This window comes from Bacillus sp. LNXM65, assembly GCF_002998575.1.
In the GTDB taxonomy this organism is placed as follows: Bacteria; Bacillota; Bacilli; order Bacillales; family Bacillaceae; genus Bacillus.
The window spans coordinates 23,810-50,046 of record NZ_PVRB01000009.1 but is presented as its reverse complement, the minus strand read 5'-3'; the positions used below and the strand labels follow the sequence as shown (position 1 = coordinate 50,046).

Annotated in this window: 26 protein-coding genes, 1 riboswitch and 1 other annotated feature; of the genes, 7 read left to right on the top strand and 19 right to left on the bottom strand. The window is 42.0% G+C overall.

Annotated elements, in window-relative coordinates; all coding sequences use genetic code 11:
* Nucleotides 1–53 precede the first annotated feature (53 nt).
* Both leuS and C6Y03_RS16965 read right to left on the bottom strand, forming a co-directional pair.
* A complete protein-coding gene (leuS, locus tag C6Y03_RS16970) occupies nucleotides 54–2,468 on the bottom strand; it encodes a leucine--tRNA ligase (RefSeq protein WP_034665405.1) in 2,415 nt (804 codons plus the stop codon).
* A 97-nt stretch (nucleotides 2,469–2,565) separates the two neighbouring features.
* Nucleotides 2,566–2,787: a binding site (T-box leader), on the bottom strand.
* Nucleotides 2,788–2,890: 103 nt separating this feature from the next.
* Complete coding sequence (locus C6Y03_RS16965; protein ID WP_223249904.1) at nucleotides 2,891–3,220, bottom strand: DUF4257 domain-containing protein; 330 nt, start codon at nucleotides 3,218–3,220, stop codon at nucleotides 2,891–2,893.
* 426 nt (nucleotides 3,221–3,646) lie between these two features.
* Here C6Y03_RS16965 and ytvA point away from each other — a divergent pair, with 426 nt between their 5' ends.
* Both ytvA and C6Y03_RS16955 read left to right on the top strand, forming a co-directional pair.
* Nucleotides 3,647–4,450 carry a YtvA family blue-light photoreceptor gene (gene ytvA / locus C6Y03_RS16960; protein WP_106039659.1) on the top strand — a complete coding sequence of 268 codons (804 nt, stop codon included), beginning with the start codon at nucleotides 3,647–3,649 and terminating at the stop codon, nucleotides 4,448–4,450.
* A gap of 84 nt (nucleotides 4,451–4,534) precedes the next feature.
* The gene (locus tag C6Y03_RS16955) at nucleotides 4,535–5,236 is read left to right on the top strand and encodes a coiled-coil domain-containing protein (RefSeq protein ID WP_106039658.1); all 702 of its coding nucleotides are present in this window, start codon (nucleotides 4,535–4,537) and stop codon (nucleotides 5,234–5,236) included.
* Between the two features lie 62 nt (nucleotides 5,237–5,298).
* On the opposite strand, the gene C6Y03_RS16950 is transcribed toward C6Y03_RS16955, so the two are convergent.
* From C6Y03_RS16950 to C6Y03_RS16920, 7 genes are all read right to left on the bottom strand, one after another.
* Nucleotides 5,299–6,609, bottom strand: a complete 1,311-nt coding sequence (locus tag C6Y03_RS16950; RefSeq protein WP_034665395.1) for an ABC transporter permease — start codon at nucleotides 6,607–6,609, stop codon at nucleotides 5,299–5,301.
* A complete protein-coding gene (locus C6Y03_RS16945) occupies nucleotides 6,599–7,297 on the bottom strand; it encodes an ABC transporter ATP-binding protein (RefSeq protein ID WP_060597053.1) in 699 nt (232 codons plus the stop codon). The genes C6Y03_RS16950 and C6Y03_RS16945 overlap by 11 nt, the downstream gene beginning before the upstream one ends.
* 21 nt (nucleotides 7,298–7,318) lie before the next feature.
* Nucleotides 7,319–8,302 (bottom strand): ABC-2 transporter permease, encoded by a 984-nt coding sequence (locus C6Y03_RS16940; protein WP_034665391.1) that lies wholly within the window; start codon nucleotides 8,300–8,302, stop codon nucleotides 7,319–7,321.
* Nucleotides 8,296–9,174, bottom strand: coding sequence for an ATP-binding cassette domain-containing protein (locus C6Y03_RS16935; protein ID WP_060597055.1), 879 nt, complete (start codon nucleotides 9,172–9,174; stop codon nucleotides 8,296–8,298). The genes C6Y03_RS16940 and C6Y03_RS16935 overlap by 7 nt, the downstream gene beginning before the upstream one ends.
* Entirely contained in the window at nucleotides 9,167–9,559 is a 393-nt protein-coding gene (locus tag C6Y03_RS16930) for a GntR family transcriptional regulator (protein WP_034665384.1), read from the bottom strand. The genes C6Y03_RS16935 and C6Y03_RS16930 overlap by 8 nt, the downstream gene beginning before the upstream one ends.
* 17 nt (nucleotides 9,560–9,576) lie before the next feature.
* Entirely contained in the window at nucleotides 9,577–9,756 is a 180-nt protein-coding gene (locus C6Y03_RS16925) for a hypothetical protein (RefSeq protein ID WP_034665379.1), read from the bottom strand.
* A gap of 142 nt (nucleotides 9,757–9,898) precedes the next feature.
* Nucleotides 9,899–10,174 (bottom strand): YtzC family protein, encoded by a 276-nt coding sequence (locus C6Y03_RS16920; RefSeq protein ID WP_034665376.1) that lies wholly within the window; start codon nucleotides 10,172–10,174, stop codon nucleotides 9,899–9,901.
* Nucleotides 10,175–10,326: 152 nt separating this feature from the next.
* Between C6Y03_RS16920 and mnmL the strand changes: the two genes are divergently transcribed.
* Nucleotides 10,327–11,292 (top strand): tRNA modification radical SAM protein MnmL/YtqA, encoded by a 966-nt coding sequence (gene mnmL, locus C6Y03_RS16915; protein ID WP_003217704.1) that lies wholly within the window; start codon nucleotides 10,327–10,329, stop codon nucleotides 11,290–11,292.
* Nucleotides 11,289–11,873, top strand: a complete 585-nt coding sequence (gene mnmM, locus C6Y03_RS16910; protein ID WP_106039657.1) for a tRNA 5-(aminomethyl)-2-thiouridylate-methyltransferase MnmM — start codon at nucleotides 11,289–11,291, stop codon at nucleotides 11,871–11,873. The genes mnmL and mnmM overlap by 4 nt, the downstream gene beginning before the upstream one ends.
* A 5-nt stretch (nucleotides 11,874–11,878) precedes the next feature.
* Here the strand turns inward: mnmM and C6Y03_RS16905 are convergent, their stop codons facing one another.
* Nucleotides 11,879–12,958 (bottom strand): tetraprenyl-beta-curcumene synthase family protein, encoded by a 1,080-nt coding sequence (locus tag C6Y03_RS16905; RefSeq protein WP_106039656.1) that lies wholly within the window; start codon nucleotides 12,956–12,958, stop codon nucleotides 11,879–11,881.
* 30 nt (nucleotides 12,959–12,988) lie between these two features.
* Nucleotides 12,989–13,768 (bottom strand): alpha/beta hydrolase, encoded by a 780-nt coding sequence (locus C6Y03_RS16900; protein ID WP_034665364.1) that lies wholly within the window; start codon nucleotides 13,766–13,768, stop codon nucleotides 12,989–12,991.
* A gap of 45 nt (nucleotides 13,769–13,813) precedes the next feature.
* Here C6Y03_RS16900 and C6Y03_RS16895 point away from each other — a divergent pair, with 45 nt between their 5' ends.
* The gene (locus C6Y03_RS16895) at nucleotides 13,814–14,329 is read left to right on the top strand and encodes a gamma carbonic anhydrase (RefSeq protein WP_106031925.1); all 516 of its coding nucleotides are present in this window, start codon (nucleotides 13,814–13,816) and stop codon (nucleotides 14,327–14,329) included.
* Nucleotides 14,330–14,471: 142 nt separating this feature from the next.
* Here C6Y03_RS16895 and asnB read toward each other — a convergent pair whose 3' ends face one another.
* A complete protein-coding gene (gene asnB, locus C6Y03_RS16890) occupies nucleotides 14,472–16,370 on the bottom strand; it encodes an asparagine synthase (glutamine-hydrolyzing) (protein WP_060597058.1) in 1,899 nt (632 codons plus the stop codon).
* 148 nt (nucleotides 16,371–16,518) lie between these two features.
* A complete protein-coding gene (gene metK / locus C6Y03_RS16885; protein WP_034665356.1) occupies nucleotides 16,519–17,721 on the bottom strand; it encodes a methionine adenosyltransferase in 1,203 nt (400 codons plus the stop codon).
* A gap of 195 nt (nucleotides 17,722–17,916) precedes the next feature.
* Nucleotides 17,917–18,051: riboswitch (SAM riboswitch) on the bottom strand.
* A gap of 227 nt (nucleotides 18,052–18,278) precedes the next feature.
* Here metK and pckA point away from each other — a divergent pair.
* Entirely contained in the window at nucleotides 18,279–19,865 is a 1,587-nt protein-coding gene (pckA, locus tag C6Y03_RS16880; RefSeq protein ID WP_060597059.1) for a phosphoenolpyruvate carboxykinase (ATP), read from the top strand.
* A 45-nt stretch (nucleotides 19,866–19,910) separates the two neighbouring features.
* On the opposite strand, the gene C6Y03_RS16875 is transcribed toward pckA, so the two are convergent.
* The 6 genes from C6Y03_RS16875 to C6Y03_RS16850 are packed head-to-tail and all read right to left on the bottom strand — an operon-like array spanning nucleotide 19,911 to nucleotide 25,049.
* The gene (locus tag C6Y03_RS16875; RefSeq protein WP_003217584.1) at nucleotides 19,911–20,153 is read right to left on the bottom strand and encodes a DUF2584 domain-containing protein; all 243 of its coding nucleotides are present in this window, start codon (nucleotides 20,151–20,153) and stop codon (nucleotides 19,911–19,913) included.
* A 39-nt stretch (nucleotides 20,154–20,192) separates the two neighbouring features.
* Nucleotides 20,193–20,987, bottom strand: a complete 795-nt coding sequence (locus C6Y03_RS16870; RefSeq protein ID WP_060597060.1) for an alpha/beta hydrolase family protein — start codon at nucleotides 20,985–20,987, stop codon at nucleotides 20,193–20,195.
* 31 nt (nucleotides 20,988–21,018) lie between these two features.
* Entirely contained in the window at nucleotides 21,019–22,497 is a 1,479-nt protein-coding gene (locus C6Y03_RS16865; RefSeq protein WP_106039655.1) for a phytoene desaturase family protein, read from the bottom strand.
* On the bottom strand, nucleotides 22,494–23,621 hold the full coding sequence (locus tag C6Y03_RS16860; protein WP_106039654.1) for a glycosyltransferase family 2 protein: 1,128 nt from the start codon (nucleotides 23,619–23,621) through the stop codon (nucleotides 22,494–22,496). Before C6Y03_RS16860 ends, C6Y03_RS16865 begins: the two co-directional genes overlap by 4 nt.
* Nucleotides 23,606–24,352 carry a lysophospholipid acyltransferase family protein gene (locus C6Y03_RS16855; protein ID WP_060597063.1) on the bottom strand — a complete coding sequence of 249 codons (747 nt, stop codon included), beginning with the start codon at nucleotides 24,350–24,352 and terminating at the stop codon, nucleotides 23,606–23,608. The genes C6Y03_RS16860 and C6Y03_RS16855 overlap by 16 nt, the downstream gene beginning before the upstream one ends.
* Nucleotides 24,321–25,049 (bottom strand): carotenoid biosynthesis protein, encoded by a 729-nt coding sequence (locus C6Y03_RS16850; RefSeq protein WP_106039653.1) that lies wholly within the window; start codon nucleotides 25,047–25,049, stop codon nucleotides 24,321–24,323. Before C6Y03_RS16850 ends, C6Y03_RS16855 begins: the two co-directional genes overlap by 32 nt.
* 173 nt (nucleotides 25,050–25,222) lie before the next feature.
* Between C6Y03_RS16850 and C6Y03_RS16845 the strand changes: the two genes are divergently transcribed.
* Nucleotides 25,223–26,224 (top strand): ABC transporter substrate-binding protein, encoded by a 1,002-nt coding sequence (locus C6Y03_RS16845; protein WP_106031921.1) that lies wholly within the window; start codon nucleotides 25,223–25,225, stop codon nucleotides 26,222–26,224.
* The last annotated feature ends 13 nt before the right edge of the window (nucleotides 26,225–26,237 follow it).

Here is a 26,237-nt window from a genome sequence, read left to right as displayed (position 1 = left end):
TATGTCCCGGGAAATAAAGAACACCCACCGGTTCATACCGATGGGTGTCATCATTAGTTCGCAACAATATTGACAAGCTTCCCAGGAACCGCAATCACTTTGCGAATGGTTTTCCCTTCAAGCTGTTCTTTTACGCGTGCATCATTTTTCGCAAGCTCTTCTAACTGTTCTTTTGTTGCATCAGCAGGAACGGTTAATTTTGCTTTCACTTTTCCATTCAACTGTACGACAATTTCTACTTCATCGTCGACAAGTTTTGACTCGTCATATTGCGGCCATGCTTCATAAGAAATAGACCCTTCATGACCAAGTTTATTCCAAAGCTCTTCCGCTAAATGCGGTGCAATTGGAGAAAGAAGTTTCACAAAGCCTTCTGCATATTCTTTCGGCAGTGTATCAGCCTTGTAGGCATCATTGATAAACACCATTAATTGTGAGATCCCTGTATTGAAGCGCAGGCCTTCATAATGGTCCGTTACCTTCATCACGGTTTCATGATAGCTGCGTTCTAATGCGCCTCCAGTTTGCTCCGTCACTTTATCACTGATTGTGCCATCTTCATTTGTGAATAGACGCCATACACGATCAAGGAAACGGCGAGCACCATCAAGTCCTGTTTCAGACCAAGCGATTGATGCATCTAAAGGTCCCATGAACATTTCATAAAGTCGTAATGTATCCGCACCATGAGATTCTACGATATCATCTGGATTGACAACGTTCCCTTTTGATTTACTCATTTTTTCATTATTTTCTCCAAGAATCATTCCTTGGTTGAACAATTTCATGAAAGGTTCTTTTGTAGGAACAACACCGATATCATACAAGAACTTATGCCAGAAGCGCGCATATAGAAGATGCAGTACAGCATGTTCTGCTCCGCCGATATATACATCAACAGGAAGCCATTTCTTTAGTTTCTCAGGAGATGCAAGCTTTTCTGAGTTATGCGGGTCAATATAACGTAAGAAATACCAGCAGCTGCCTGCCCATTGCGGCATTGTATTGGTTTCACGGCGTCCTTTTTTACCTGTTACAGGATCTACAACCTCAACCCACTCTTTGATATTGGCTAAAGGTGATTCACCTGTACCACTTGGCTTAATCTCAGTGGTTTTAGGCAAAATCAGTGGAAGCTCTTCCTCTGAAACGGCTGAAGAAGTTCCGTCCTCCCAATGAATAATTGGAATTGGCTCACCCCAGTAACGCTGGCGGCTAAATAGCCAGTCTCTTAAACGATATGTGACTTTCTTTTCGCCTTTTTGATGTTCTTCAAGCCATGCAATGGCTTTTTCAATCGCTTCTTCTTTTCCTAATCCATTGAGGAAATCAGAGTTAATGTGTTTTCCATCACCTGTGTAAGCTTCTTTTTCAATGTCTCCGCCTTCTACAACTTCCTTGATTGGAAGATCAAATGTTTTGGCGAATTCATAGTCACGCTCATCATGGGCAGGTACCGCCATAATCGCGCCTGTTCCATAAGTAGCCAGCACGTAATCTGCAATCCAGATCGGCATCTTTTCACCATTTAATGGATTGATGGCATAAGCGCCTGTGAAAATACCCGTCTTCGTTTTTGCAAGATCTGTCCGCTCTAAGTCGCTCTTTGATTGAATTTCTTTGATATATGCTTCGACTGCTTCTTTTTGAGCAGCTGTTGTAATTTTTTCAACAAGTGCATGTTCTGGTGCAAGTACCGCATATGTTGCACCAAATAATGTATCCGGACGCGTTGTGAAAACAGTAAACTGTTCGTCATGTCCTTCTACTTCGAAATGAACGTGTGCACCTTCTGAACGTCCGATCCAGTTACGCTGCATATCTTTGATGCTTTCAGGCCAATCAATGTCTTCTAAATCTTCTAACAGCCTGTCCGCATATGCCGTAATCTTCAGCATCCATTGCTTCATCGGACGTCTTTCAACTGGATGCCCTCCGCGTTCACTTTTTCCATCAATGACTTCTTCATTTGCAAGAACTGTACCAAGCGCCGGGCACCAGTTCACTGGTACTTCATCGATATACGCCAATCCCTTTTCGTACAATTTCAAGAAAATCCATTGTGTCCATTTATAATAATTCGGATCAGTCGTGTTGATTTCTCGATCCCAATCATATGAGAATCCTAGTGATTGAATTTGGCGGCGGAAGTTATTGATGTTCTCTTCTGTAAAGACCGCTGGATCATTCCCTGTATCTAGTGCATACTGTTCTGCTGGAAGACCAAATGCGTCCCATCCCATTGGATGAAGAACATCATATCCCTGCATACGTTTCATGCGTGATAAAATATCCGTTGCTGTGTAGCCCTCAGGGTGCCCGACATGAAGCCCTGCTCCTGATGGGTATGGAAACATATCAAGCGCATAGAACTTTGGTTTATCTTCCGAGTCAGATGTGGCGAATGTTTTATGTGTCAGCCAATAATCCTGCCACTTCTTTTCAATTTCCCGATGCTGAAAACTCAATGTGAAAACCTCCTTTAATATGTACGGCTGTATCTGCTCAGATGACCACTGCAAGAATTCAGATTTTTCTAAAATCAACAAAAAACCCTCATCCCTGGAAAGGGACGAGAGATTTTTTGGTTCCCGCGGTACCACCCTTGTTAGCGTCACTTTCTGTTTGTACGCTCACTTAATATCTTTAACGCAGACATGCGACAGAAGCTTTAACGCAACTGCAACTCTGAGGCGAGTTCAGAAGCAGATTTGATTGACTTTCACCAGCCGTCAATTCTCTAAAGACAAATACTGCTTTCCTACTACTCCTCTTCACTGTTCTTATCGTAACCGTCATCTAAGTAGTATTTTATAGAATTATGATCATAAGTGCAAGCAGGTTTGTATACAATGGGAATGTACCCTAGATCAGGGTAAAGTAGAGGATATTATTCGTGTGGAGATCGGTTATGACGGTTGGAGTCTGCATCCTGTGAACGCTGTTCTCTTACAAAATCAAAGCTTCGCAGAACTGCTTCTCCTCCGTAACCTGAAATAATTGATAAGATGACCAAGTGCAGACTAGAATCGGGATTTGAGGATAAGACAAGCAGTGTAGCGGCAATCATCCCAACGAGCCAATCTTCAATAAACCCTAAATAAATAAACTTTTTTGTCATTCTGGGCTTCTCTAGCCTGCCTTTTTTCTTTACGTGACCGAGAATGCCCATGACCCCTCCAATGGCGCAAGCAATAATGACTTGTTGCAGCATTTTCATCACCTTCCTAAAGCCCTTAGAATAGTAAAGCGACTTCAGGCTGTCCAGCCCCCTGTAATGCCATTCTGCTGTTCCGTCATAATCCATGTAAAAGGTCTATTCTCTCTAACGAAGAAAAAAAGCTTGTTTCTTCCATTATATGTGAATGACCCAAAAACAATCTTGATGCATTGGAATCATTTTTACCTAATCCATATTAACTATTTTTGTCATTTTATGAATTATGAGCAATTGATTCCTTCTTTTTCTAAAGAAAAGTCTCCTTACTTACTATATTCTAATGGAGGACAAACTATGATGACAAATTTAACAAAGCCATTGCAATCATTGAAACAGAACATATGTTATGTTACGTTATTAAGGAATACTTTTGGTTGAAAAGACAGCCATTTGATATGTCTGCTAGTAGCAGCAAAGGAGGGTAATATGGTCAGCTCGAACATCTTCGGCTTGCAAAAACAGCTTGAACTCATAAAAAAAGCGCTAGATCATGCGCGGATCGGTGTTGTCATTACAGACCCTTCTTTAGAGGATAACCCTATCGTTTATGTGAACCATGGCTTTACACACATGACTGGATACAAACCAGATGAGATTCTTGGGCGTAATTGTCGATTCCTTCAAGGAAAAGACACAGATCAAGAGCAGCTTGATTTAATACGTCATGGAATACAGAATAAAATACCTATTACCACACAGCTAAAAAATTATAAAAAAGACGGTACTTTTTTTTGGAATGAACTCAATATAGATCCTCTATACATTGAACAAGATGATAAAACATTTTTCATTGGCTTTCAAAAGGATATTACGAAACAGAAAGAATATGAACAACTCCTAGAAGATTCCTTACAGGAAGTCACCTCTCTTTCGACGCCAATCGTCCCAATCAAAAATGGTGTATCTGCTCTACCACTCATTGGAAAACTATCTGAAGAACGCTTTGATGCCATTGTTGCGAAGTTAACTTGTATATTAGATGATTCAAAGGATGATTATTTAATTGTCGATCTTTCTGGCTTAATCGATGTCGATGATTCCGTTGCAGGACGCATTTTCAAGCTGCATCATCTTCTCAGTTTAACTGGAACCGAACTGATCATCACAGGGATCAAACCGCAGCTTGCGATGAAAATGAAAGACTTGGATACAGATTTCCAGGATGCGATCACATATTTGACGGTTAAGGAAGCAATCAAAGGATTAACATTAGCTGAAAACCCTGTGTAAACAGGGCTTTTTTAGTTAAACCGCCCCTAAAAATGGAAAAATGAGGTATGATAGGAGTAAATAGAGATTTAGGGGGGCTTCTAGATGATGATGTTACTCATCATAGGTCTTTTATGTGTTTGTTTCGCCATAGGATATGCCGTCAATTTCTTATTACTCAAACACCAGAACGAGCATATCTTTTCAAAGAAACTATTTTATCCTTTTTTGATCTTGGGTCTCGTCTTTTCCATTATGTCATTACCGTTTGCTGCCACAGATGCACCGAAGGCACAAGCAGATCCATCTTCAGAACAGCTGTTAAAGGATCAAAAGCAGCTCACATCTGACATATCGCGCTTAAAAGCTGATAAAGAGGAGCTTACTGCCTCTTTAGAGGACGCAACAAAGGATAAAGAAAAACTAGCTAAAAAGCTAGAAACCATCACCTCAGAAAAAGAAACAGTCAAAAAGCAAGAAAAGATCATTCAAGCGCTTGAAGAGAAAATAGACAAGCTTGCCTCAAGCAATGAAACACTCAAAAAAGAGAACAAGAAAAGCAGCAGCGATACGAAGTCTTCCACTGTTCAGCGCTCCGCTCCTAAAGATGAAGGAAAAAGTACAGGCGGTCATGAATCGCAGAAGGAAACAAAAAAAGAATCAGCAGCCTGTAACATCAAAGGAAGTGTCAATGGCATTTATCACACACCGAGCAGCAGATACTACTCTAGAACAAAAAATGTAACCGAACTATTCTGCTCCGTAGAAGAGGCAGAACGTGCAGGGTACCGGGCACCTAAGCAATAGCCATGTGTCACAAAAAAAGAACCTCCTGTCAGCCCAATCGGGTGTCTTAGGAGGTTCTTTTTTTAGATTTCTCTTCTTAATGCTGCTAATACATTCGTTTTTGTTGCTTTACGTGCTGGGTTAAGCCCTGAAAGGATCGCTACCCCTGCGCTAATCACTGTTGCTGTGATCACAAGGCTGAGCGGAATATAGGAGAAGGTGATCGAGAATTGATCGCTTGACCCTCCCTCTGACATGGACGACAAAATGGCTGGAATGATTAAATTGACGGCGAAACTAATGATATATGAGATGATAATACCGATGATCGACCCAATCACCCCAATATAAGCACTTTCCATGAGGAACATTCGCTTGATAATCGATGGATTCGCACCAATGGCTTTCATAATCCCAATCTCTTGTGTTCGCTCTGTTACTGCCATTGTCATCGTATTAAAAATACCAATTGCAGAAATAATGACTGCGATACAGCCGACAAAAATGAGTCCAATTTTGAAGACAGTAAAGAACATATCCATACCTTCGAGCTGATTCGTCACAGAGATGACTTGGTAGCCCTCATCTGTCAGCTTATTCGTGAGTGCACCGACATTGTCGAATTTATCCGCATAGACAGAGGTCATTTTCTCGACATTTCCTGCTTCAGGAGATAGATCAAGTATTTGACCAAATTCCTTTTCATACGCATTCGGAATGAGAATTTTATGATCCTGCTGCCACTCCAAATTTGGCTTTTTCATGACTCCTACTACACGGAAATCAAATGTTTTTTCTTTGACGACTTCATTTTCTTCGTTGAGTTTTGGTACCTTGATTTGAATCACTTTATTTAAAATATCTTTCGTGTAGCCTTTTGGCTCTTTTGGTTCTTCTTCACCGTTTGACGTTTGATTTAATTCTTTTTCATAGGCTTTGCGCTCTTTTTTTGTCCACAGTTGTTCTGCCATATGGTACCCAACCACAATTTCGTTTGCTGATGTTGGGACTTTCCCTCTGTCTAGTTCAAGCCCTGCTTCTTTTTCCTCTTTCATATCGGTCAGAGCAGCCTGCGTTTCACTTGAGCGGTCATCGAGCTCGACGTTTACCGATGGAACGAGAGACGTTCTTGAGACGACAGATTTCACATGATCATATTTCTTTAAATCATCTACCTTGACGGCACCTTTTTCCTTGCCTAACACTTTCACTTCAGTGATGATTTGCTGTTTCATGATTTCATCTTGCGCCGATTTTTGCAAACCAAAACCGACAGATGCTAGAACGATTAAGAAAGAGCATGCCATTGTCGTCGCAAGAATGGTCATAAACACACGCAATCTATTTTTCTTCATGTTTCTTCTAATGAATTTGACCTGATCTCTAAATTTCAATGGTCTGTTCCCCTTTCTTTAATACACCATCATGAAGCTGGAACGTTGTATCTGCAATTGAAGCGACTTCATCGTCATGTGTAATGATGACAAACGTGATTCCTTTTTCACGATTGAGCTGCTGGATAAAGGCTAGAATTTCTGCTTCGGTTTCTGAATCTAGACTGCCTGTTGGTTCATCCGCTAATATAATAGATGGATTTAAAATCAAGGCTCTTGCAATACTCACACGCTGTTGCTGCCCGCCGGACAACTCATTCGGGTAATGCCCTGCATGATGTTCGAGGCCTACTCGTTTCAGCATTTCTTTTACTTTCGTCTTTCGTTCAGACGGCTTCACACCTTTTAAAGTGAGCGGAAGTTCAACATTTTCATACGTCGTTAAGCTCCCGATCAATTGAAAGCTTTGAAAGATAAAGCCAAAGTGATCTAAGCGGAAGTCCGCCCATTCTTTTTCATTAAAGCCGGTCACATCGGTACCATCAATGACAATTTGTCCGCTCGTTGGCGTAATATATCCTGAAATTAAGTTCAAAAGGGTAGATTTCCCCGAACCACTTCGTCCCACAATACAAGCAATGTCGCCTCTTTTGATGGATAGGTCAATCCCTTTCAGCACAGGAATTTCATTCTCTCTGCCCTTTTTACCAATTTTAAACACATGATCTAACGCTTGAACCTGAATCATCTCTACTCCCCTACTCTCTGTTTATCTTTTTCGATATATTAAAAAATAACTCGTTAGTGCGCCTACAGCACCGCCGATTATCATGCCAGCGATATAACCAAACATGGAATTGTCTGAGGAGAATCCACCCCAGCCAAAACCTAAAACACCAAAAGCAATGACCATAATTTGAATAGGCCGATCCATTTTTGGGTAAAGGAAAAAACGGCCACTTCGTTCAATTGGATGTTTGATGAAGCTAAACAAACCAATGAAATAAAATAAAATCATCATGACAATTGGTACGATGAATTCTTCACCGCTGAACCAAATCGTATATTCATACTGATTAAATTCAGCTATATAAGTGATTGGAGAAATTGCCAAGATAATATGATTAAGCCACTGATCAACCCACTCCCCATTTGTTCTCAATATAAATTCTAAATGAACCAATGGTAGACCAATTAGTAAAAAAGGTAAAATGGCTGTACTGAATGCAACGATTGCTTGGGCAATTGCACTTCCTGTTAAAGTGCCTGCTGCAAAAAACAGGGCATATATCATCAAGGATGACACCAAAGCATATAAATACATACTGTTAAATCCAGGTGTCTCAACAGGTTTGATGCCTAATATAAGTAAGTAAGTTAAGGCATATGAGAATGCATGAATGAGTGCAATGATCCCGGCACCCAAGAAAAATTTTGTCTGATAGATGGTACTTCTACTAAAAGGCAAGGCTAAGGTGAAATCCATTTGCCCTTTATTTCTCTCAAAGCCAAGCTGAATTATGGCAAAAAGGATTCCCATTAACCATGAAAGAGCGAGAAAAGCATCTTTCTTAAAACTATAGGAAAAATGTGATGTATCCAAAATACATGTGGGATCCTTTAAACATGTTTGAAAGGATGAATATCCCATTAGGAGGGATAAGGGCGTCGCAAGCGCCGCAACCAGCATCACTAAAATAAATGTCAGCTCTGATTGCTTCCACTCCTTATATAATAATTGCCGCTTTACCATCTCCGTTTCCCTCCAAACTTTGCAATGAATACTTCTTCTAAATTCACAGGCAGTTCATGCCATACTTTTGGCTGCAGCGACTTCAAGTACTCTTTAGCCTCTACATCGGTTTTAAGAACAAGCGCTGTATAAAAAATGCCCGCTTGATCTAATATAGCAACGCCATTTTTTCGTATACTCAAGTTCATATCTTCTTCAAAAGCCATCTGAATTTTGACATAATCATTCTTTAATTCATCTAGATCCATGACACTTGTGAGTTCATTTCCTTCTAAAAACCCGATTCGGTTACACATACGCTCAATATCCTCTAATCGGTGCGATGTAATGAGAATCGATGTTTCACGTTCCGCTACCTCGTCGATCATGAGCTGAAGAACATCATTTCTTGTGACGGCATCAATTCCATCTGTCGGTTCATCTAACAAAATCACCGCTGGCTTGATCGCAAAGCTTAAAATTAATGACAGCTGTTTTTTTAACCCTGTCGATAGTTCACGATATTTCACTTTTTCCGGAATTTCATAGCGGTTCACAAGCTCATTGGCATATGTCACGTCAAACTTCGGATAAATATGCTTTAACAGCTGGACAAGCTGTCCGTAATTGTATCTGTCAAAGTAGGGATTGACGACTGGCATATACACAATATTTTGCTTCACTAAAGGATGGTCTTTCACAAGCACGTCTTTAAAATAAATCTCTCCTTCATCTGGAAGAAGAATTTGCTGAATCAAGCGGAGAAGTGTTGTTTTTCCTGAGCCATTCCTGCCTAGCAGACCGAAGATCTCACCTTCGCCTATTTTGAAGGAAACGTTACTGAGTACTTCACGTCCATTTAATGTCTTTGATACATTTCTAACCTCAATCAACTTGTTTTCCTCCCTCAAGACTTGAGCCGATCTCTTCTATCCATTCCTTCAGTTGTTGAATATCAATACCGGCATAATGAGCTTCTATGATGAGTTGTTTTAATTGCTCCTTCATCTCCAACACCTTCCCTTCATTCAGCTTTAACTGAGCCCCTTCTGTTACATACGTACCGCGGCCTCTTAGTGTTTCAATAATCCCTTCCCGCTCAAGCTCTTTATATGCTTTACTGACGGTGTTTGGGTTGGCGATGATAATGGTGGCGAGCTCTCTGACAGAGGGCAGTTTGTCACCAGGTTTCATTACACCTTTTAGACATAAAATTTTCAACTGCTCAATGATTTGTTCATATAATGGCGCAGCGCTTCGTGGATCTATTTGAATCATGATGGCTCCCTCTTTCCTCATTCATGCTTTTGCAGTCCTATCGCTTGTTCATGCCCTTGCATTAAAGGGATTGAATTAGGTATCAAATCTTTTTGAACTTCAAAACCAATGAAAACGAGAACGAAAAAAAATGTACATGCTAACGCAACAGCCAGCACCATCCACTTCAAATTGATTGGTTTTTTTTCTTTTTTCATGGTTGAACACCTTTCTTCACTTTTTAAGTGTCTTTAGTGTATTAGTTGTTGTAGTACACTTAACACAATAAAGACACTCAGCCAAAAAGTCAATAGCCTTTTAAAAAATAAAAAACAGACCCTTAAAAAAAGGATCTGTTCATCATTCGTTGTCGTAAGAAATACCTAAAATCATTTGATTTTGCAAGCTTTGAATTTGAACACGCGCCCTGTCTAATCGCTCTCTTTGCTGATCATTGGCGACATCTTTTAATTTTTCTAATTCGTTCACCGCATCTTCAAGCATAAGCTGCGCCTTAGAAAATTCGTCCTCATTATAATGCTCTTGGCGTAAGTTCAAATCAAATTGCTCATTTGCAAACTCAAGGGTTTCAGTACTTTTTTGGATAAATTCATCGATCGACTGCCTTGTTGCCATCTTGCATTCCCTCCATTTCATCATTGCTCCCGCCTATTTTGCCCACGTAAAGCTTTTTCACTAAAGAAAATGTTGGACAGATTCAATTGTCCTCCTTCATGATTTTTGTTAAACTTTAAGGATGCCTATTATTACGCAAGGAGGTTACTGACTTGGATCAGCATAACCCTTTTTTATATTCAAACAGCGAAAAACGCTATCACACATGGAACTATCATTTGCGAGAGCACTTTGGTCATAAAGTATTTAAAGTGGCCTTAGACGGCGGCTTTGACTGCCCAAACCGTGATGGTACTGTAGCCCACGGAGGCTGTACATTTTGCAGTGCAGCTGGGTCTGGTGATTTTGCAGGAAACCGGGCTGATGATCTCATCACTCAATTTAACGAAATCAAAGACCGGATGCACACAAAATGGAAAGACGGAAAATATATGGCGTATTTTCAAGCGTATACAAACACACACGCCCCGCTTCCTGTTCTAAAAGAAAAATTTGAAACCGTCATGAATCTGGATGGAGTGGTTGGTTTATCTATTGCGACAAGACCTGACTGCCTGCCAGATGACGTGGTGGAGTATTTAGCCGAATTAAATGAGCGCACTTATCTCTGGGTAGAGCTTGGTCTTCAAACGGTTCATGAACGTACAGCGATGCTCATTAACCGTGCCCATGATTATGAATGCTACGTAGAAGGTGTAGAAAAACTGCGAAAACACGGAATTCGTGTCTGCTCGCATATCATCAACGGACTGCCTCTAGAAAACCGGGACATGATGATGGAAACAGCAAAAGCTGTCGCAGATTTAGATGTGCAAGGAATTAAAATTCATTTACTTCACCTTTTAAAAGGAACCCCAATGGTCAAGCAATACGAAAAAGGCAAATTGGAGTTTCTAAGCCAGGAAGAATATGTTCAGCTTGTTTGTGATCAACTGGAGATCCTGCCGCCAGAAATGATTATTCACCGCATTACAGGGGATGGCCCAATTGAATTAATGGTTGGTCCGATGTGGAGTGTAAACAAGTGGGAAGTACTAAATGCCATTAATGCTGAGCTCGAAAGACGTAACAGCTACCAAGGCAAACGTTTCGTCAGATTGGAAGAAGCAGCCAAATGATTTTGAAACGCATGCTCCCTTTTAGTAAAGAGCTGTTAGAACGGGCTTGTCAAAAAGGCGACATCGTCATTGATGCAACAATGGGAAATGGCCACGATACACGCTATTTAGCTGATCTTGTAGGAAATGATGGACAAGTTTTCGCATTCGACGTACAAGAGGAAGCCCTACAGCAGACGAGAAAAAGGCTTGGCGAGGGATATCCTTACGTTCATCTGATCCACGATGGGCATGAAAAACTGGCTCATCACCTGCCAAAGGATGTTTATGGACATATTTCTGGTGCGGTGTTTAACCTTGGGTACCTGCCCGGAGGCGATAAAGCCGTCACCACTCAGGCTCCTACAACCATCGAAGCCATCGAGCAGCTCCTCGACTGGCTTAAACCCGGCGGTCTGATCGTCCTTGTGATTTACCATGGACACTCCGAAGGAAAAAGAGAAAAAGAAGTACTTCTTGACTATTGCAGATCACTTCCTCATGAAGAGGCACAAGTTTTATCATATCAATACATGAATATTCAAAACGACCCGCCTTTTGTGGTCGCCATTGAAAAAAAGCTCAAATCCATTAGGATTTGAGCTTTTTATGAGGATTTCATCCAAGGCATTTTCTGATAGGTCCGATAGGCTCTTCCGTTGATATAGAAAAAGAATGATGTTTTCCCGCTTGATTTGATCAGCCGTTTTGCCAGCTTATTCATCTCTTTTTGGGCTGTCACTTTTTCATCGGACAAATAGACTGCCAGTAACCCTCTGTTAATCAATTTGTGAAAGTTTTCGTGCGGAATGCCTTTCAGCTGCTCATCCGCTTTTTCAATAAAATGCTGAAGTCTATCCATCATCTCATGATGAGAGGCATAGTAGGAGCAAAAGTTCAGATCTCCCCCAAGCCGGTCTTCTTCTTGGTCAATTAAATAATCAAGTAAAATGTGCAGACCTTGGATATAAGGGAAATAGCTTTCGTAAATTTGCTTCGCCTGCTTTTCTGTAAAATCCGGCTGCAGCGCATACGCCACAAGACAGAAAATCCCTAACGTTGATCCTGCACAAGCTGAAAATTCATACCATTCCATCTTAGGCAAATCCTTTTCATACTGGCGAAACCACGATTCTAGCCGCGGGACCCGCTCATGAGGAACGACGTGTTTATGTACTTGCAAATCACTGTAGTAATCACACAGCGTGTGTAAATATGGCTGAATGATTGGATAATGCTCAAGGCGCGTAAGCACGTCTTGACATGTGCGGACAAGCGCATGTAAATACCCATAATCCTCTTGATCATCACGGAATTGATAGTACGGCTTGAGCTCAGCATGAATATCAAGCGCATCTCTCATCGCTTGATGCAGCATATGAAAATCTTTTGGATCCAGCGACGTGCTGCGGTCACATAGGTTATCTAAGTAATCACTGATGGTTTGATACGCCACAATGAATTCAATACACGTTTCTTTCGCCTCACCTGCTAGAAGAGATAAAATGCCTCCGCCTTCACAGTGAAAGGTTTTACTAGATATGCTCGCTAGTGCCTGCGTTCGCAGTTCTTCATTTTCAATCATTTCTGCATGAGCCCGCCACTTTTTCAGCTCCTGATGAACAAGCGGAAAAATATCTTTATACACCTTTGTCATCAGTGCAAAAGGACGCTCTGGTACTGACAAATCAATCCACCCCCAACTTAAAGCTCACCATCAAATATATTGATCTGTAAAGGCTCTTGCTGCCTTAAACACATCTTCTCTTTCCGGTTCATTAAAAATTTCGTGATACAGTTCTTCCCATTCACGGTATGATTTATTGGTTGATTCAATGCCATTGAACCATTTGATCACCCTCGTTTTATCCACGATCTTATCATCGCCCGCCTGCATTAAAAGGAGCGGAATCGATTTAAAGACATTCGTTGGCTGCATGGCCGCATCAATATTTTTGATCAGCTCTCGGTACCAGCGAACCGACACCTTTGTTACGTAAAGAGAATCATTTGAGTCTGCCTCAATCACAGCCTGATTCCGTGTGGCTAGTTCAATCGACAGCCCTGACTCGACTTTAAAGGACGGTGCCAGCACATTTAGACCTTTTGATGCAAAATCCATTAGCTTCTTCGGTTTAAATTGCAGACCTAAACAAGGTGATGATAAAATAAGGCCATCAATCTTCGTATGGGTATACTGCTTGATCCACTCAATTGAAATGAGTCCACCCATACTGTGTCCAAGTAAAAAAGTAGGAAGCCTGAATGATTTCGCATGTTCGATCCATTCATCTATCGTATCAATGTATTCCTGAAACGAGCGAATGTGGCCGCGCGCACGTGTCGATGTCCCTTGCCCAGGGAGGTCACCCATAACGACGTGATAGCCTGCATTTCGCCACATTTCGATCAGCCATTTATATCGGCCGTGATATTCACTCGCACCATGTACAATTACAATTGTACCAACTGGTCTTTCAGCATGCCAAGTCCACAAAGTAAACACCTCACAAATGTTGTATTAAGAAAGGAAGTCGAAAAAGTGATTTATCCATATCATCAGTTTACACCTGAGATTCATGAATCGGTCTTTGTCGCAGATAACGTCACCATTACTGGTGATGTCACGATTGGAGAATATTCGAGCGTGTGGTTTCAAACCGTCATCAGAGGCGATGTCGCTCCTGTGAGAATTGGAAAAAACGTCAATATTCAAGATTTATCCTGTCTGCATCAAAGTCCTGGAAAAACACTTCTTATAGAAGATGGTGCTACCATTGGACACCAAGTCACATTACATAGCTCAATCATTCGAAAAAATGCCCTCATTGGTATGGGGTCCATCATTCTCGATGGTGCAGAAATTGGCGAAGGTGCCTTTATCGGTGCAGGTAGTCTTGTCCCTCAAGGAAAGGTTATTCCAAAAGGATCACTCGCTTTTGGCCGTCCAGCCAAGGTCGTCCGTCAGTTAACAGATGAAGATATCCAAGACATGGACAGAATCCGTAGAGAATATGTAGAAAAAGGACAATACTATCGTTCCCTTTTATCCCGTTAACATCATACGTGTATCTTCACTTTATCATGTTTTTTTCAGGATATTAAGCAATAACTATGAACCGCTTGTTATTTTACCCTTTTCCACTGCTTTCTATCATGACAAAAAAGGTTTTCAGCACAAAGCTGAAAACCTTTTTTCATTAACTAAAGATGACTTCTTTCGGTTGATGATTCAACTGCTCTGGATCAATGCTGCGCTCCACATAAATGCTGTGCCAAATCATAAAGATGAGGACGGTCCAAATCTTACGGCTATGATCTGCTTTGCCAGCACAATGCTCATTTAATAAATCAAGCACATATTGCTTGTTAATGTATTCATCTGTTTGACTGTTTTTGATGATGTCTTTCGCCCAAGCATTCATCTCATTTTTCAGCCAATGACGAATTGGCACAGGGAAACCAAGCTTTTTACGGTTTAACACATGGTCAGGCACAATGCCCTCTGCTGCTTTACGCAATAAATATTTCGTTGTGCCATCTTTTGTTTTCAGCTCTTCTGGAATTTTAGAAGCCGCTTCAAAAACGACCTTATCAAGGAATGGAACACGAAGCTCAAGAGAATTCGCCATCGTCATCTTGTCTGCTTTCAGTAAGATGTCTCCGCGCATCCACGTATGAATATCAACATATTGCATTTTGTTAATATCACTGTAGCCTGCGCTTTCCTCGAAGTATGTCTTCGTTACGTCACGATACGTGATGCTTGGATCATAATGTTTTAAGAGATTTTTCTTCACTGGCTCTTCAAAGATTTTCGCATTACCGATATAACGTTCCTCTAATGGCGTACAGCCGCGAACGATAAAGCTCTTCCCTTTCATTCCTTCTGGCATTAATCGCGCCAGACGAAGAAGAAGCTTTTTCAGCATAGATGGTACAGATTCAAATGGTTTAAGAGAAAGAGGCTCACGGTAAATATTATATCCGCCGAACAGCTCGTCCGCTCCCTCACCTGAAAGAACAACCGTCACTTGTTTCTTCGCTTCTTTTGCCACAAAATACAATGGAATCGCCGCCGGATCAGCTAAAGGATCGTCTAAATGCCAGACAATCTTCGGAAGCTCGTTCATATATTCCTCTGGAGAAATGACGGCACTGAAGTTTTGTAAGCCTAGCTTATCAGCTGTTTCCTTCGCGACATCGACTTCACTAAAGCCATCCTGCTGGAAGCCAACAGAGAATGTCTTCAGCTCAGGGTGTAATTCCTTTGCGACAGACACGATGAAGGAAGAATCAATACCACCTGATAGGAATGAACCAACAGGTACATCACTTCTCATGTGAACTTTCACAGAATCATAGATTGCATCGCGTACTTCTTCTATTAATTTCTCTTCTTGTGTTTGTTCAGGCTTGAATTGAACCTTCCAGTATGTCTTAAATTCGATCTCCTGTCCTGGGCGTAAAATAAACTGATGACCAGGCTCAACTTTGTGCACCTTTTGATCAAGTGTATTTGGCTCAGGAACGAACTGGAACGACATGTACTGCTGCAATGAAGTCTCATCAAATAAGATGTTCTCGTTCACAGCCATCAAGCTTTTGCGTTCAGACGCAAAGTACACTTGCTCATCCATTTGTGTAAAATAAAGCGGTTTGATGCCAAAAGGATCTCTCGCGCCATATAATTGCTGCGCTTCTTTATCCCAAATTAAAAATGCAAACATGCCGCGAAGTTTAGAAGCCGCCTCTTCTTTATAATGACGGTATGTGGCAAGCAGTACTTCCGTATCAGAATCTGTGCTGAACGTATAGCCCTTTTTCACAAGCTCTTCCTTCAGCTCCACATAGTTATAAATTTCTCCGTTGAAAATAATCCAATACTTTTCATCTTCATAAGAAAGCGGCTGCTTTCCGTGCTCAACATCTATAATACTTAAACGTCTAAATCCAAATCCTACATGCTCGTCATGAAAGTAACCCTCATCATCGGGACCACGGTGAACGATGAGACGATTCATTTGTTTAATTAACTCTTCCTGCTCAGTAGTTTCGGACAATGGACGGTGATTAAATACACCAACAAACCCACACATATTATTGCCTCCACGTTATGTTATTTCTTAAAAGTAGACCTATAATTAGACAGTATTTTGTCCGATTTTGTTTCACATTTTTTCACTTTTTGTAGAATTTTTTTTAATCAAAAGGAAAACCGCTTAAAATAAGCGGTTTTCTATGTTGTTATTGTCCTAATGCTTCTTTACGAAGCGTATCGGCTTTATCCGTTTTTTCCCACGGAAGATCTAAATCATGACGGCCGAAATGTCCGTATGCAGCTGTTTGTTTATAGATCGGACGACGCAGGTCAAGCATTTTAATAATGCCAGCTGGACGAAGATCAAAGTTCGCACGAACCACTTCAATTAATTTTTCTTCAGAAGCTTTTCCTGTTCCGAATGTATCAATTGAAATCGATACAGGCTGTGCAACACCAATTGCATAAGCAAGTTGTACTTCACAAGAATCTGCAAGACCGGCAGCTACGATGTTTTTCGCTACGTAACGAGCAGCGTACGCCGCAGAACGGTCAACCTTTGTTGCGTCCTTCCCAGAGAAAGCACCGCCGCCATGACGAGCGTACCCGCCATACGTATCAACGATGATTTTACGTCCAGTTAAACCAGCATCTCCTTGAGGTCCACCGATGACGAAACGGCCTGTTGGGTTAATAAAGTATTTTGTCTCTTCGTCAATGAGTTCGCTTGGAACCACAGGGCGGATGACATGCTCTTTTAAGTCGCTTTGAATTTGTTCAAGCGTCACTTCTGGTGCATGCTGCGTAGAAATAACCACTGTGTCAATACGAACAGGTTTATTTTGCTCATCATATTCTACTGTTACTTGTGTTTTTCCGTCTGGACGAAGATAGGCAAGTGTTTGATCCTTGCGCACTTCTGTTAAACGCAGAGATAATTTATGCGCTAGTGAAATCGGCAGCGGCATGAGCTCTTCGGTTTCGTTGTTGGCAAAACCAAACATCAATCCTTGGTCACCTGCACCGATCGCATCAATTTCTTCTTCAGTCATTGTTCCTTCACGTGCTTCAAGCGCTTTGTCTACACCTTGCGCAATATCAGCAGACTGTTCATCAATGGATGTGAGCACTGCACATGTTTCCGCATCAAAACCATATTTCGCACGTGTGTAGCCAATTTCCTTAATCGTGTCACGCACCGTCTTTGGAATATCGACATAAGTAGACGTTGTAATTTCACCGCTTACTAATACGAGACCCGTTGTAACAGAAGTTTCACAGGCAACACGTGCATTTGGATCTTTCTTTAAAATTTCATCCAAAATGCTGTCTGAAATTTGATCACAGATTTTATCCGGATGTCCTTCTGTTACTGATTCTGAAGTAAATAAACGACGATTTTGACTCATAATGGCTATTTCCTCCTGTACAAGACCACATCATCCCAAGATGAGGCCTCCAATATGATACGGAACTCGTTCCCTCTTATATTTGAAAACGTTTCTATTAGAGATGTTATTGGCAATTTGTTCATATGATATCCCAAAAATAAAAAAACCATTTCCTTCATTGCGAGGAAAGGGTCTGAGATCGCATGCCTTTCACTCTTATCGCTCAAGGTGTTCTTGTACCTTGCATCAGGTTAGCACCTTGGTTTCTCAGCATATTCATGCCTTTTTCACAAGAAACCGGTTGCTGGGCTTCATCGGGCCTGTCCCTCCACCAACTCGGGATAAGAGTATCCGTTCAATAAGATATCTTATCTCAAACCCTTGCATCATGTCAATGCTTCATCAGAATTATCTCCCCTCTTTTTTTACCTCACCCTTAGCATCACCAAAAAGCATATTTTCATAGCAGAAATGAAAAAACACACACAAAAACATTTAAATAGTATAGACTATTATTATCAATGTGTTATACTAATCGAAACAAACAAATTCAACGGTAAAGGAAGGGTTTTTTTATGAACTCAGTGGATTTAAAAGAAGATTTGCAGTCATTGTTCTCATTAGAAAATACGCACCAAAATTTATCTGTTCCGAAACTTGTTGAAAAGATTTTGGCACGTGATGAAGGCGTCTTAACATCAACAGGAGCTGTCCGCGCTACAACTGGTGCCTACACAGGACGTTCGCCTAAAGATAAATTTATCGTCAAAGAAGAAAGCTCTGAACATAAAATTGATTGGGGTCAAGTCAACCAGCCGATCTCTAAAGAAGCATTTGACCGTTTATATACAAAGGTTGTGTCATACTTAAAAGAACGTGATGAACTATTCGTCTTTGAAGGATTTGCCGGCGCTGATGAAAGATACCGTATGCCAATTACAGTGGTAAACGAATTTGCATGGCACAATCTCTTTGCAAAGCAGCTGTTCATCAGACCTGACGGATCCACACCTTCTTCAAACGAAAAACCGTTCACCATCTTATCTGCACCGCACTTTAAAGCAGATCCTGAAACAGATGGCACAAACTCTGAAACGTTTATTATCGTTTCTTTTGAAAAACGCACCATTCTGATCGGTGGTACAGAATATGCAGGAGAGATGAAAAAGTCCATTTTCTCTGTCATGAATTACCTGCTTCCTGAGCAAGATATTTTATCCATGCACTGCTCAGCAAACGTCGGTCAAGAAGGCGATGTCGCATTATTCTTCGGCCTTTCAGGTACTGGGAAAACGACGCTTTCTGCAAGTGCAAGCCGCAAGCTGATCGGTGACGATGAACACGGCTGGTCTGGCTCAGGAGTCTTCAATATTGAGGGCGGATGTTATGCGAAATGTGTGAACTTAAGCGAAGAAAAAGAACCGCAAATCTACAAAGCCATCAGCTTCGGATCAGTTCTTGAAAATGTTGTGCTTGATGAAGAAACACGTGAAGCGGATTATGATGACACATTCTTCACTGAAAACACACGCGCTGCTTACCCAATCGAAATGATTGATAACATCGTGAAGCCAAGTATCGCAGGACATCCTTCTGCCATTGTCTTCTTAACAGCTGATGCATTTGGCGTTTTACCTCCAATCAGCCGTTTAACAAAAGAACAGGCAATGTACCATTTCTTGAGCGGTTACACAAGTAAATTAGCAGGAACTGAGCGTGGTGTCACATCACCAGAAACGACATTCTCTACTTGCTTCGGTTCACCGTTCTTGCCGCTTCCAGCTCACGTCTATGCTGAAATGCTTGGCAAAAAAATTGATGAGCACGGCGCAAAAGTATTCCTTGTGAATACAGGCTGGACTGGCGGAGGCTATGGTACAGGCAAACGCATGAATCTAGCGCATACTAGAGCAATGGTGCAGGCAGCGATCGAAGGTGACCTCGACAACGCCGAAATGATCACTGATGACATCTTTGGATTACACATCCCGCTTCATATTCCTGGCGTACCAGATGAAGTGCTTCAACCTTCTAAAACATGGGATGACCAAGAGGCTTATCAAGAAAAAGCACACTTCCTTGCCAATGAATTTAAAAAGAACTTCCAAAAATTCAGCCACGCAGCAAGTGACATTGAAGCCAAAGGCGGACCACGCGTATAATCAAATGACAAAAGCTGAGGGGAATCATTCCCTCAGCTTTTTTTGTTAGTTCGTTGAATGCAGGGACACAAGACGGTAAGTCACTTTTGTGACATTGTCTGTAAGCTCCAGCTTTTCAACGTGTGCTGTCCCTGTTTTTTCTCCGTCTTTCGTTTTACGCACCTCAAGCGGAATATTTAATGGATAAATGCGGTACCCTTCCTTCATGAGCTCAAATACATTTTCTTCAATTCTTGTCTCTTTTCCCTTCGTGACAATCATTGTATTAAATTCAACAGGCATTCCCATATTGAAAATCCCCCTACTTTCTAAATTTCGTTATACTGCTTATTTTACCACATTTCCGCTTTTCCGGCTGTGCATCCATGTCGTCAGCCTTCTGACAATTTCCCGATTATGCTGCGGTGGGAAATAATGGTTGTATCCGTGAAAATACCAAGTCTCCACTGACTTTCCGTGCTGGCGCAGCGCATCTTCTAATAAATACGCATGCTCAATCGATACATTCTGATCCTCTTCTCCGTGGATGATGAGAACAGGCGCTTCAATTTTGTCCACATCATTTAAAGGCGTTCTGTCCTCATAGGCCTCTGGCACCTTGTGCGGGGGACCGCCAATCACACGCTTCATCATTCTTCTCATATCCACACGCTCTTCGTAGGTGAGCTTCATATCACTGACGCCTCCCCATGTCACAAAGGAAGCCGCCTCTTGTTTCATTTCAACAGCGGTCCAAATGCCCATAATCCCTCCGCGCGAAAAACCAAAGATATGAATACGATCCTGCTTCACCTTTTTGTGGTGCTTTAACAATTGAAAGGCAGCAAAAGCATCTTTCCGGTCCTCTCCGGCAAAATCTTCGTTCCCTTCGCCTCCCTGATTTCCTCGGTAAAAGGGAGCAAATACGACAAAGCCCTGCGCTGCAAATTGCACAATCCGGCCTGGTCTCACCATCCCCACATTTTTAATGCCGCCTCGTAAATACAAAAAGCCGTCATAGAAACCTTCTCCGGCCGGTTCAGCGAGCAGCCCTTTGATCCGAAGCCCATCTGCCTCATAGGTCACTGTAAATAAGTGAATATGCGGATGGGGGGACGGAAACCTTCTTTTTTCCACAATCACTTGATTTCTCTCCTTTTCATCTGTTCTTACGTCAAGTGCTTAAAATGATCGCTTCTGCGACGAGCTGGCCTGATTTTGTCACCATCGGCGTGCCGCCGCCTGGATGAGTTGTTCCTCCAACAAACCAAAGCCCTTCAATGTCCTTTGACTGATTATTGATTCGGAAGAACGCCTGCTTGAACGAGTTGGAAGACATGCCATAAATGGCGCCATGATATGCTCCTGTTTTCTGCTGCAGATCAAGCGGAGTTTGAAACGCTTCATATTCGGCAACCTCATCCATATCAAAGAGACCCTTTTCCTTTAATTTTGTTTTCAAATGCTGCCGATACGTCTCCTTTAGCATGCCCCAATCTTGCTCTTTTGTCACATAAGGCGCATTCGTCAGTACAAAAAGGTTGCTTCTTCCCTGTCCTCCGCTTAAAGCTGGTTCTGAATGACCTGAATAACATATGTAAAGCGTTGGATCCTGAGGCAGTTGTTTTTTCTGAAAAATATCTTTGAATTCTTGCTCATAATTCTCTGGGAAAAACACATTGTGATGGGACAGCTGTTCATAGACTTTAGGTACACCTAATAAGAGAACAAAGCCAGATAATGACGGTTCAATATTAGCCAGCTTTTGATTTAAAAAGCTCGGGCGGTCTTTTTCATCAATCAGATGGCGGTAAACAGTCAGCGCGTCCGCCCCTGCAATGACTTGATCTGCTTCATACATCTGCTGAGCCGTCTCTACTCCTTTGATTCGCCGGTCCTTCACATGAATCTTGTTGACTTGTTCATTGAGGTGAATCTGTACGCCTAATTCCTTTGCCAAAGTCTCAAATGCTTCAACTAAACGATATGTACCGCCCTTTATTCCATAAATCCCTTTCTCCCCTTCTAAATACGCCATCATATTAAAAATAGCCGGTGCCTCATAGGGAGAAGAGCCGATGTATGTAGCATACCGTCCAAACATCGCCAAAGTATGCGGATGACGGAAATATTGACGCAGCAGGCGTTGAACGGTTGTAAACGGTTTGACTGAGAGAAGTGCTTTCATGAGCTTTACATCCGCCTTATCCTTCCACGTCAATAACAAACGATTTAAAAACTGCTCCTCAGCCTTTTGAAAAAGCATCTTTGATTCCTGTAAAAATGCACGGTATTGCTTCGCATCTTCAGGACTGAATGCTGCAATTTGAGATTCCATTTGCTCAAAATTGGGCGTAAATTCGACCGTATGTCCATCTGAAAAAACGTTTTTGGTCAGAGGAGAAATCGGATAAAATGTGACATAATCCTCCATCCGTCTATGACAGGAAGCAAACACTTCCTCAAAGTATGACTTCATTGTAATGGTACTCGGTCCTAGATCAAAAGAGTAGCCAGCTCCCTGATGGCGCTGCAATTTCCCGCCTAAAGCCGCTTCTTTTTCTAATATGGTGACCTGAACCCCGCGTGACTGTAAGCGGATCGCTGCTGATAATCCGCCAAGCCCGCCTCCAATGATGATCACTTTTTTCATTCGTACCTTCTCCCTTTCCATTCATACCCTTCTTTTTTCAGCCCGATTTTCATAGAAGCAAAGCCTATGGCGATCAAACTTAATATGCTGACTGGCAATAAAAAGGCCATTGCAGATGTTCTCCCGTTCTCGATATCAATTGCCGCTTTGATCGACACACCCAGCCCGTAGCAAAGAATGGCTATGCATATACTCAGCACATCTAGCTGCAGCAAAGCAATCATCACACAAATGACAGGAGCCAAATAAAGCATGGTGTATAAACAAAAGACGCTGCTTAATAAAGCAATGCTTCGATTGACACCTGGGAATAAATTTTTCCGGTAGCCTTTCCAAACCTCTTGTCCACTCTCATACATTCTCATATACACAAATGGATGAATGCTTGCAAGTGTGAACGGAGAGCCTTTTTCCTTCACTCGTCTAGCCAAGGCCATATCATCCACTAGCGAATTCTTAATCGCTTCATGCCCGCCGATGTCGTGATAGCAATTCTTTTCAATGGCAATAAAGCCTCCATGTGCTGCGGCAAAAGCGGGGTTCCTTGAATTCCTTACCCACTTCACTGGCAGATGACAGCCTATGGTAAACATCATCATGGGAACCACAAGATGCTCAAAGAATGTACCTGTTTTTTGTTCTGGGAAACCTGACAGCATGCCCGTATTTTGCGTGCATACCTGCTGATACACTGCTTCAATTGCCCCTCTTTTTAACCGGACATCCGCATCTAAAAATAGCAGCCAATCAGAAGCTGCTACCTCAGCGAGCTGAGAACAGGCAAATGATTTACCTAGCCAGCCTTGCTTTAACGCTTGGCCTGACTGGACACGAATCCACGGATACGCTTCTGCAAAGCGCTCCACAATCGCTCTTGTCTGATCTGTCGAATGATCATCAAGAACAATGAGCTCTTTCGGATAAAGACGTTGATCAACGATCGACTGAAGACAGGCTTCTATCCGCTTCTCCTCATTTCTAGCCGGAATCAGTATCGATAACGAAATGGGTTCATCTGGCGAAAAAGAAGCGGACTTTATCACGGGAAACTGCTTCATATTCCATATGGTGAACATAAACTGACAAAGCAGCAGCACACTGATCACGGTTAAGAAGAGCGCCATGTTTTCACCCACTTTTTAAAAGAATCAAACGCATCACTTGTTGACTGACTTGTCCTTGTCATCTGTTTAAATTCTTCGTTTAATGAAAGATCAGGATCAGCGATGACCTGCGCTTGATGTCGGTTTAACTGCGTTTCAAGCAGATCTCCAAGCATACGCGTCACGTCCTTGCTTCGTAGTGCCCCGCCAGATACTAAGGCATCTTCGCCGAACACAACAGAAACTGTCGGCTTTTGAAATTGATTAAATGTATACTGCAAGGTCACAGGCTTCACCACGACCTGCTCAAATTGCTTCACTAAAAAAGAAGCCCCTCCTTCCAGTTCAAGCGGCCGCATATCCTGATGCATAATTTTCCCCTGTGGAAAAAGCCATACAGCCCCGCCAGCCTGCATGTTCTCTCTTGCTGTCATCAATGCTTGTTTGACACTTTTCAGGTTCTCTTTATGAACCGGAAACGCTCCAAGCTTACGGAAAAAAGCATATTGCTTCAGCTGCTTCTCTTCCATCATCATGTAGTGATCAAGTTCAGACGCTTTTTCTGTTAAAAGAAAAATGATCAGTCCATCCCACCATGAGCTATGATTGGCGAGATAAAGAACAGGCAGCTTCTCCTTCGGGTCCACCGAGCCTTTCATCATCACACAGCGGAAATGCTTATGGAGTAAATAACGCTCAAGATAAAGTAAAAATATACGTCTAAACGATCGGCTTTTGTCGCTTTCTTTCAAATCGAACCCTTCCTTCACACAAAATGACAATGATCAGTGCTAAATAAAAAATGACATCGAGTCCGCCCTTTGATGCCAAAAGACCAAAAAAGAACACCATCGCCTGATAAATACGGCTCGTCCAGCTGAATGCCTTTTGATCAATTGAAACAAGCGGGAAAAGAAATGAAAGTCCTGCTCCAATCATACCCCAGCTCATAAAATTCTCAAAAGGAATACCATAAAACCCACCGCCGTCATACCACACCCAAAACTTCCGCTCAGCTGCTACTGGATCTAATATGAGGTCAAGCAAGACAATCCATATCCCCGTTTCGACGGCTCGTCTCCACTTTGACTGCTGACTGGATAAAAAAAGGCTGTTTAAAAACACGCCAACCCATGCAAACGCAATGGTTAAGGGCACCCCTGCCACTAGAAAACCTAATGTCGGATAATAGTCATAGGCCCCGAATGGAAACCCCGTTGTGATACCTACCCACTCAACCGTAAATGTAAGCACCCCAACAATGGCTGCCCTTTTGATCACAAGCCCCCATGAGCCATAAATATGTCGCCCAATCTCTATGACGCAGCAGGCATACAGTACAAGAAAGATTCCGTTTGCAAACTGAAGCCATGCTGGCACTTCAAAAAAGACCATTAAGATAAGACCTACTAAATACCATCCAACAAATACCCAACTCACTTTATACACGAAACCGCTCCTTTATTTCTGCCAAATTCAAGAAAGCATTCATTCCCCTAGTATAGAAAAAAAGACGCGTTCTATAAATAAACAATGCGCTTCTTATTTTCATCTAGGCACTCACCAAAAATCCCTTTTCACATACTTTAATAGTGATCTAGAACAAAGGAGGCGAATTACTCTTGAATCGTTCCATCAAAGTCAGACTGGCATTCATCGTCGTGGTCCTGCTCTTTATTCCATTTGTCGCCTGTAAAAAAGAACAAGAGCAGACCGTACAAGTAGCCGAGGTGACCCATTCGGTCTTTTATGCTCCGCTATATGTCGCCTTATCAGAGGATTTCTTCAAAGAAGAAGGCTTGGAGGTTGAACTGAAAACCACTTGGGGCGGTGATAAAACGATGACAGCTCTCTTATCAAGCGGTGCTGATATCGCCCTGACCGGGTCTGAATCCTCTATCTATGTAGAGGCTCAAGACACAAAGGACTCTGTCATGAACTTTGCACAGCTGACACAAACAGACGGCACATTTCTTGTTTCAAGGGAGGAAATAAACCAATTCTCTTGGGATCAATTAAAAGGGAAAGACTTCTTAGGACAGCGGAAAGGCGGCATGCCGCAAATGGTCGGTGAATATGTCTTGAAAAAGGAAGGCATTGATTTAAAAAAGGATCTTCGCATGATTCAAAATATTGATTTTGCCAACATTTCAGGTGCGTTCTCCTCTGGAACTGGCGATTTTGTGCAGTTATTCGAACCGACCGCTTCCTTACTTGAAAAAGAAGGTAAAGGGTACATTACCGCCTCCTTTGGAGAAGCTTCTGGCAAAGTGCCATATACTACCTTCATGGCAAAGAAGAGTTACTTAGAGGAAAACAAAGAGACAGCTGAAGCCTTCACCCGAGCCATTTACAAAGCGCAGAAATGGGTAGAAGCCAAGCAGCCTGAGGAGATCGCAAAGGCCATTCAATCTCATTTTCCTGATACAGATCTTGATGTCTTATCAACTGCCATCAAACGCTACAAACAGCAAGATTCCTATGCAACAGATCCCCTTCTGAATGAAGAGGAATGGAACAAATTGCAGGAAATCATGAAGGAGAGCGGTGAATTGCCGGAATTTATCCCGTACAAACAACTTGTCGATTCATCCATTGCAAAGAAGGTCACAGATCACAAATAGAATAGGAGGTAGC

Bases quoted from the DNA above. Each gene is read 5' to 3' on its own strand.
- C6Y03_RS16875 (WP_003217584.1), bottom strand. From the start codon at position 20,153: ATGGGAATGCCTGTTGAATTTAATACAATGATTGTCACGAAGGGAAAA.
- C6Y03_RS16940 (WP_034665391.1), bottom strand. From the start codon at position 8,302: ATGGTAAAGCGGCAATTATTATATAAGGAGTGGAAGCAATCAGAGCTG.
- C6Y03_RS16930 (WP_034665384.1), bottom strand. From the start codon at position 9,559: ATGATTCAAATAGATCCACGAAGCGCTGCGCCATTATATGAACAAATC.
- C6Y03_RS16920 (WP_034665376.1), bottom strand. From the start codon at position 10,174: ATGGCAACAAGGCAGTCGATCGATGAATTTATCCAAAAAAGTACTGAA.
- C6Y03_RS16965 (WP_223249904.1), bottom strand. From the start codon at position 3,220: ATGAAAATGCTGCAACAAGTCATTATTGCTTGCGCCATTGGAGGGGTC.
- ytvA (WP_106039659.1), top strand. From the start codon at position 3,647: ATGGTCAGCTCGAACATCTTCGGCTTGCAAAAACAGCTTGAACTCATA.
- C6Y03_RS16860 (WP_106039654.1), bottom strand. From the start codon at position 23,621: ATGGCGCTCTTCTTAACCGTGATCAGTGTGCTGCTGCTTTGTCAGTTT.
- C6Y03_RS16925 (WP_034665379.1), bottom strand. From the start codon at position 9,756: ATGAAAAAAGAAAAAAAACCAATCAATTTGAAGTGGATGGTGCTGGCT.
- C6Y03_RS16945 (WP_060597053.1), bottom strand. From the start codon at position 7,297: ATGATTCAGGTTCAAGCGTTAGATCATGTGTTTAAAATTGGTAAAAAG.
- C6Y03_RS16865 (WP_106039655.1), bottom strand. From the start codon at position 22,497: ATGAAAAAAGTGATCATCATTGGAGGCGGGCTTGGCGGATTATCAGCA.
- asnB (WP_060597058.1), bottom strand. From the start codon at position 16,370: ATGTGTGGGTTTGTTGGTGTATTTAATCACCGTCCATTGTCCGAAACT.
- mnmM (WP_106039657.1), top strand. From the start codon at position 11,289: ATGATTTTGAAACGCATGCTCCCTTTTAGTAAAGAGCTGTTAGAACGG.
- pckA (WP_060597059.1), top strand. From the start codon at position 18,279: ATGAACTCAGTGGATTTAAAAGAAGATTTGCAGTCATTGTTCTCATTA.
- metK (WP_034665356.1), bottom strand. From the start codon at position 17,721: ATGAGTCAAAATCGTCGTTTATTTACTTCAGAATCAGTAACAGAAGGA.
- C6Y03_RS16955 (WP_106039658.1), top strand. From the start codon at position 4,535: ATGATGATGTTACTCATCATAGGTCTTTTATGTGTTTGTTTCGCCATA.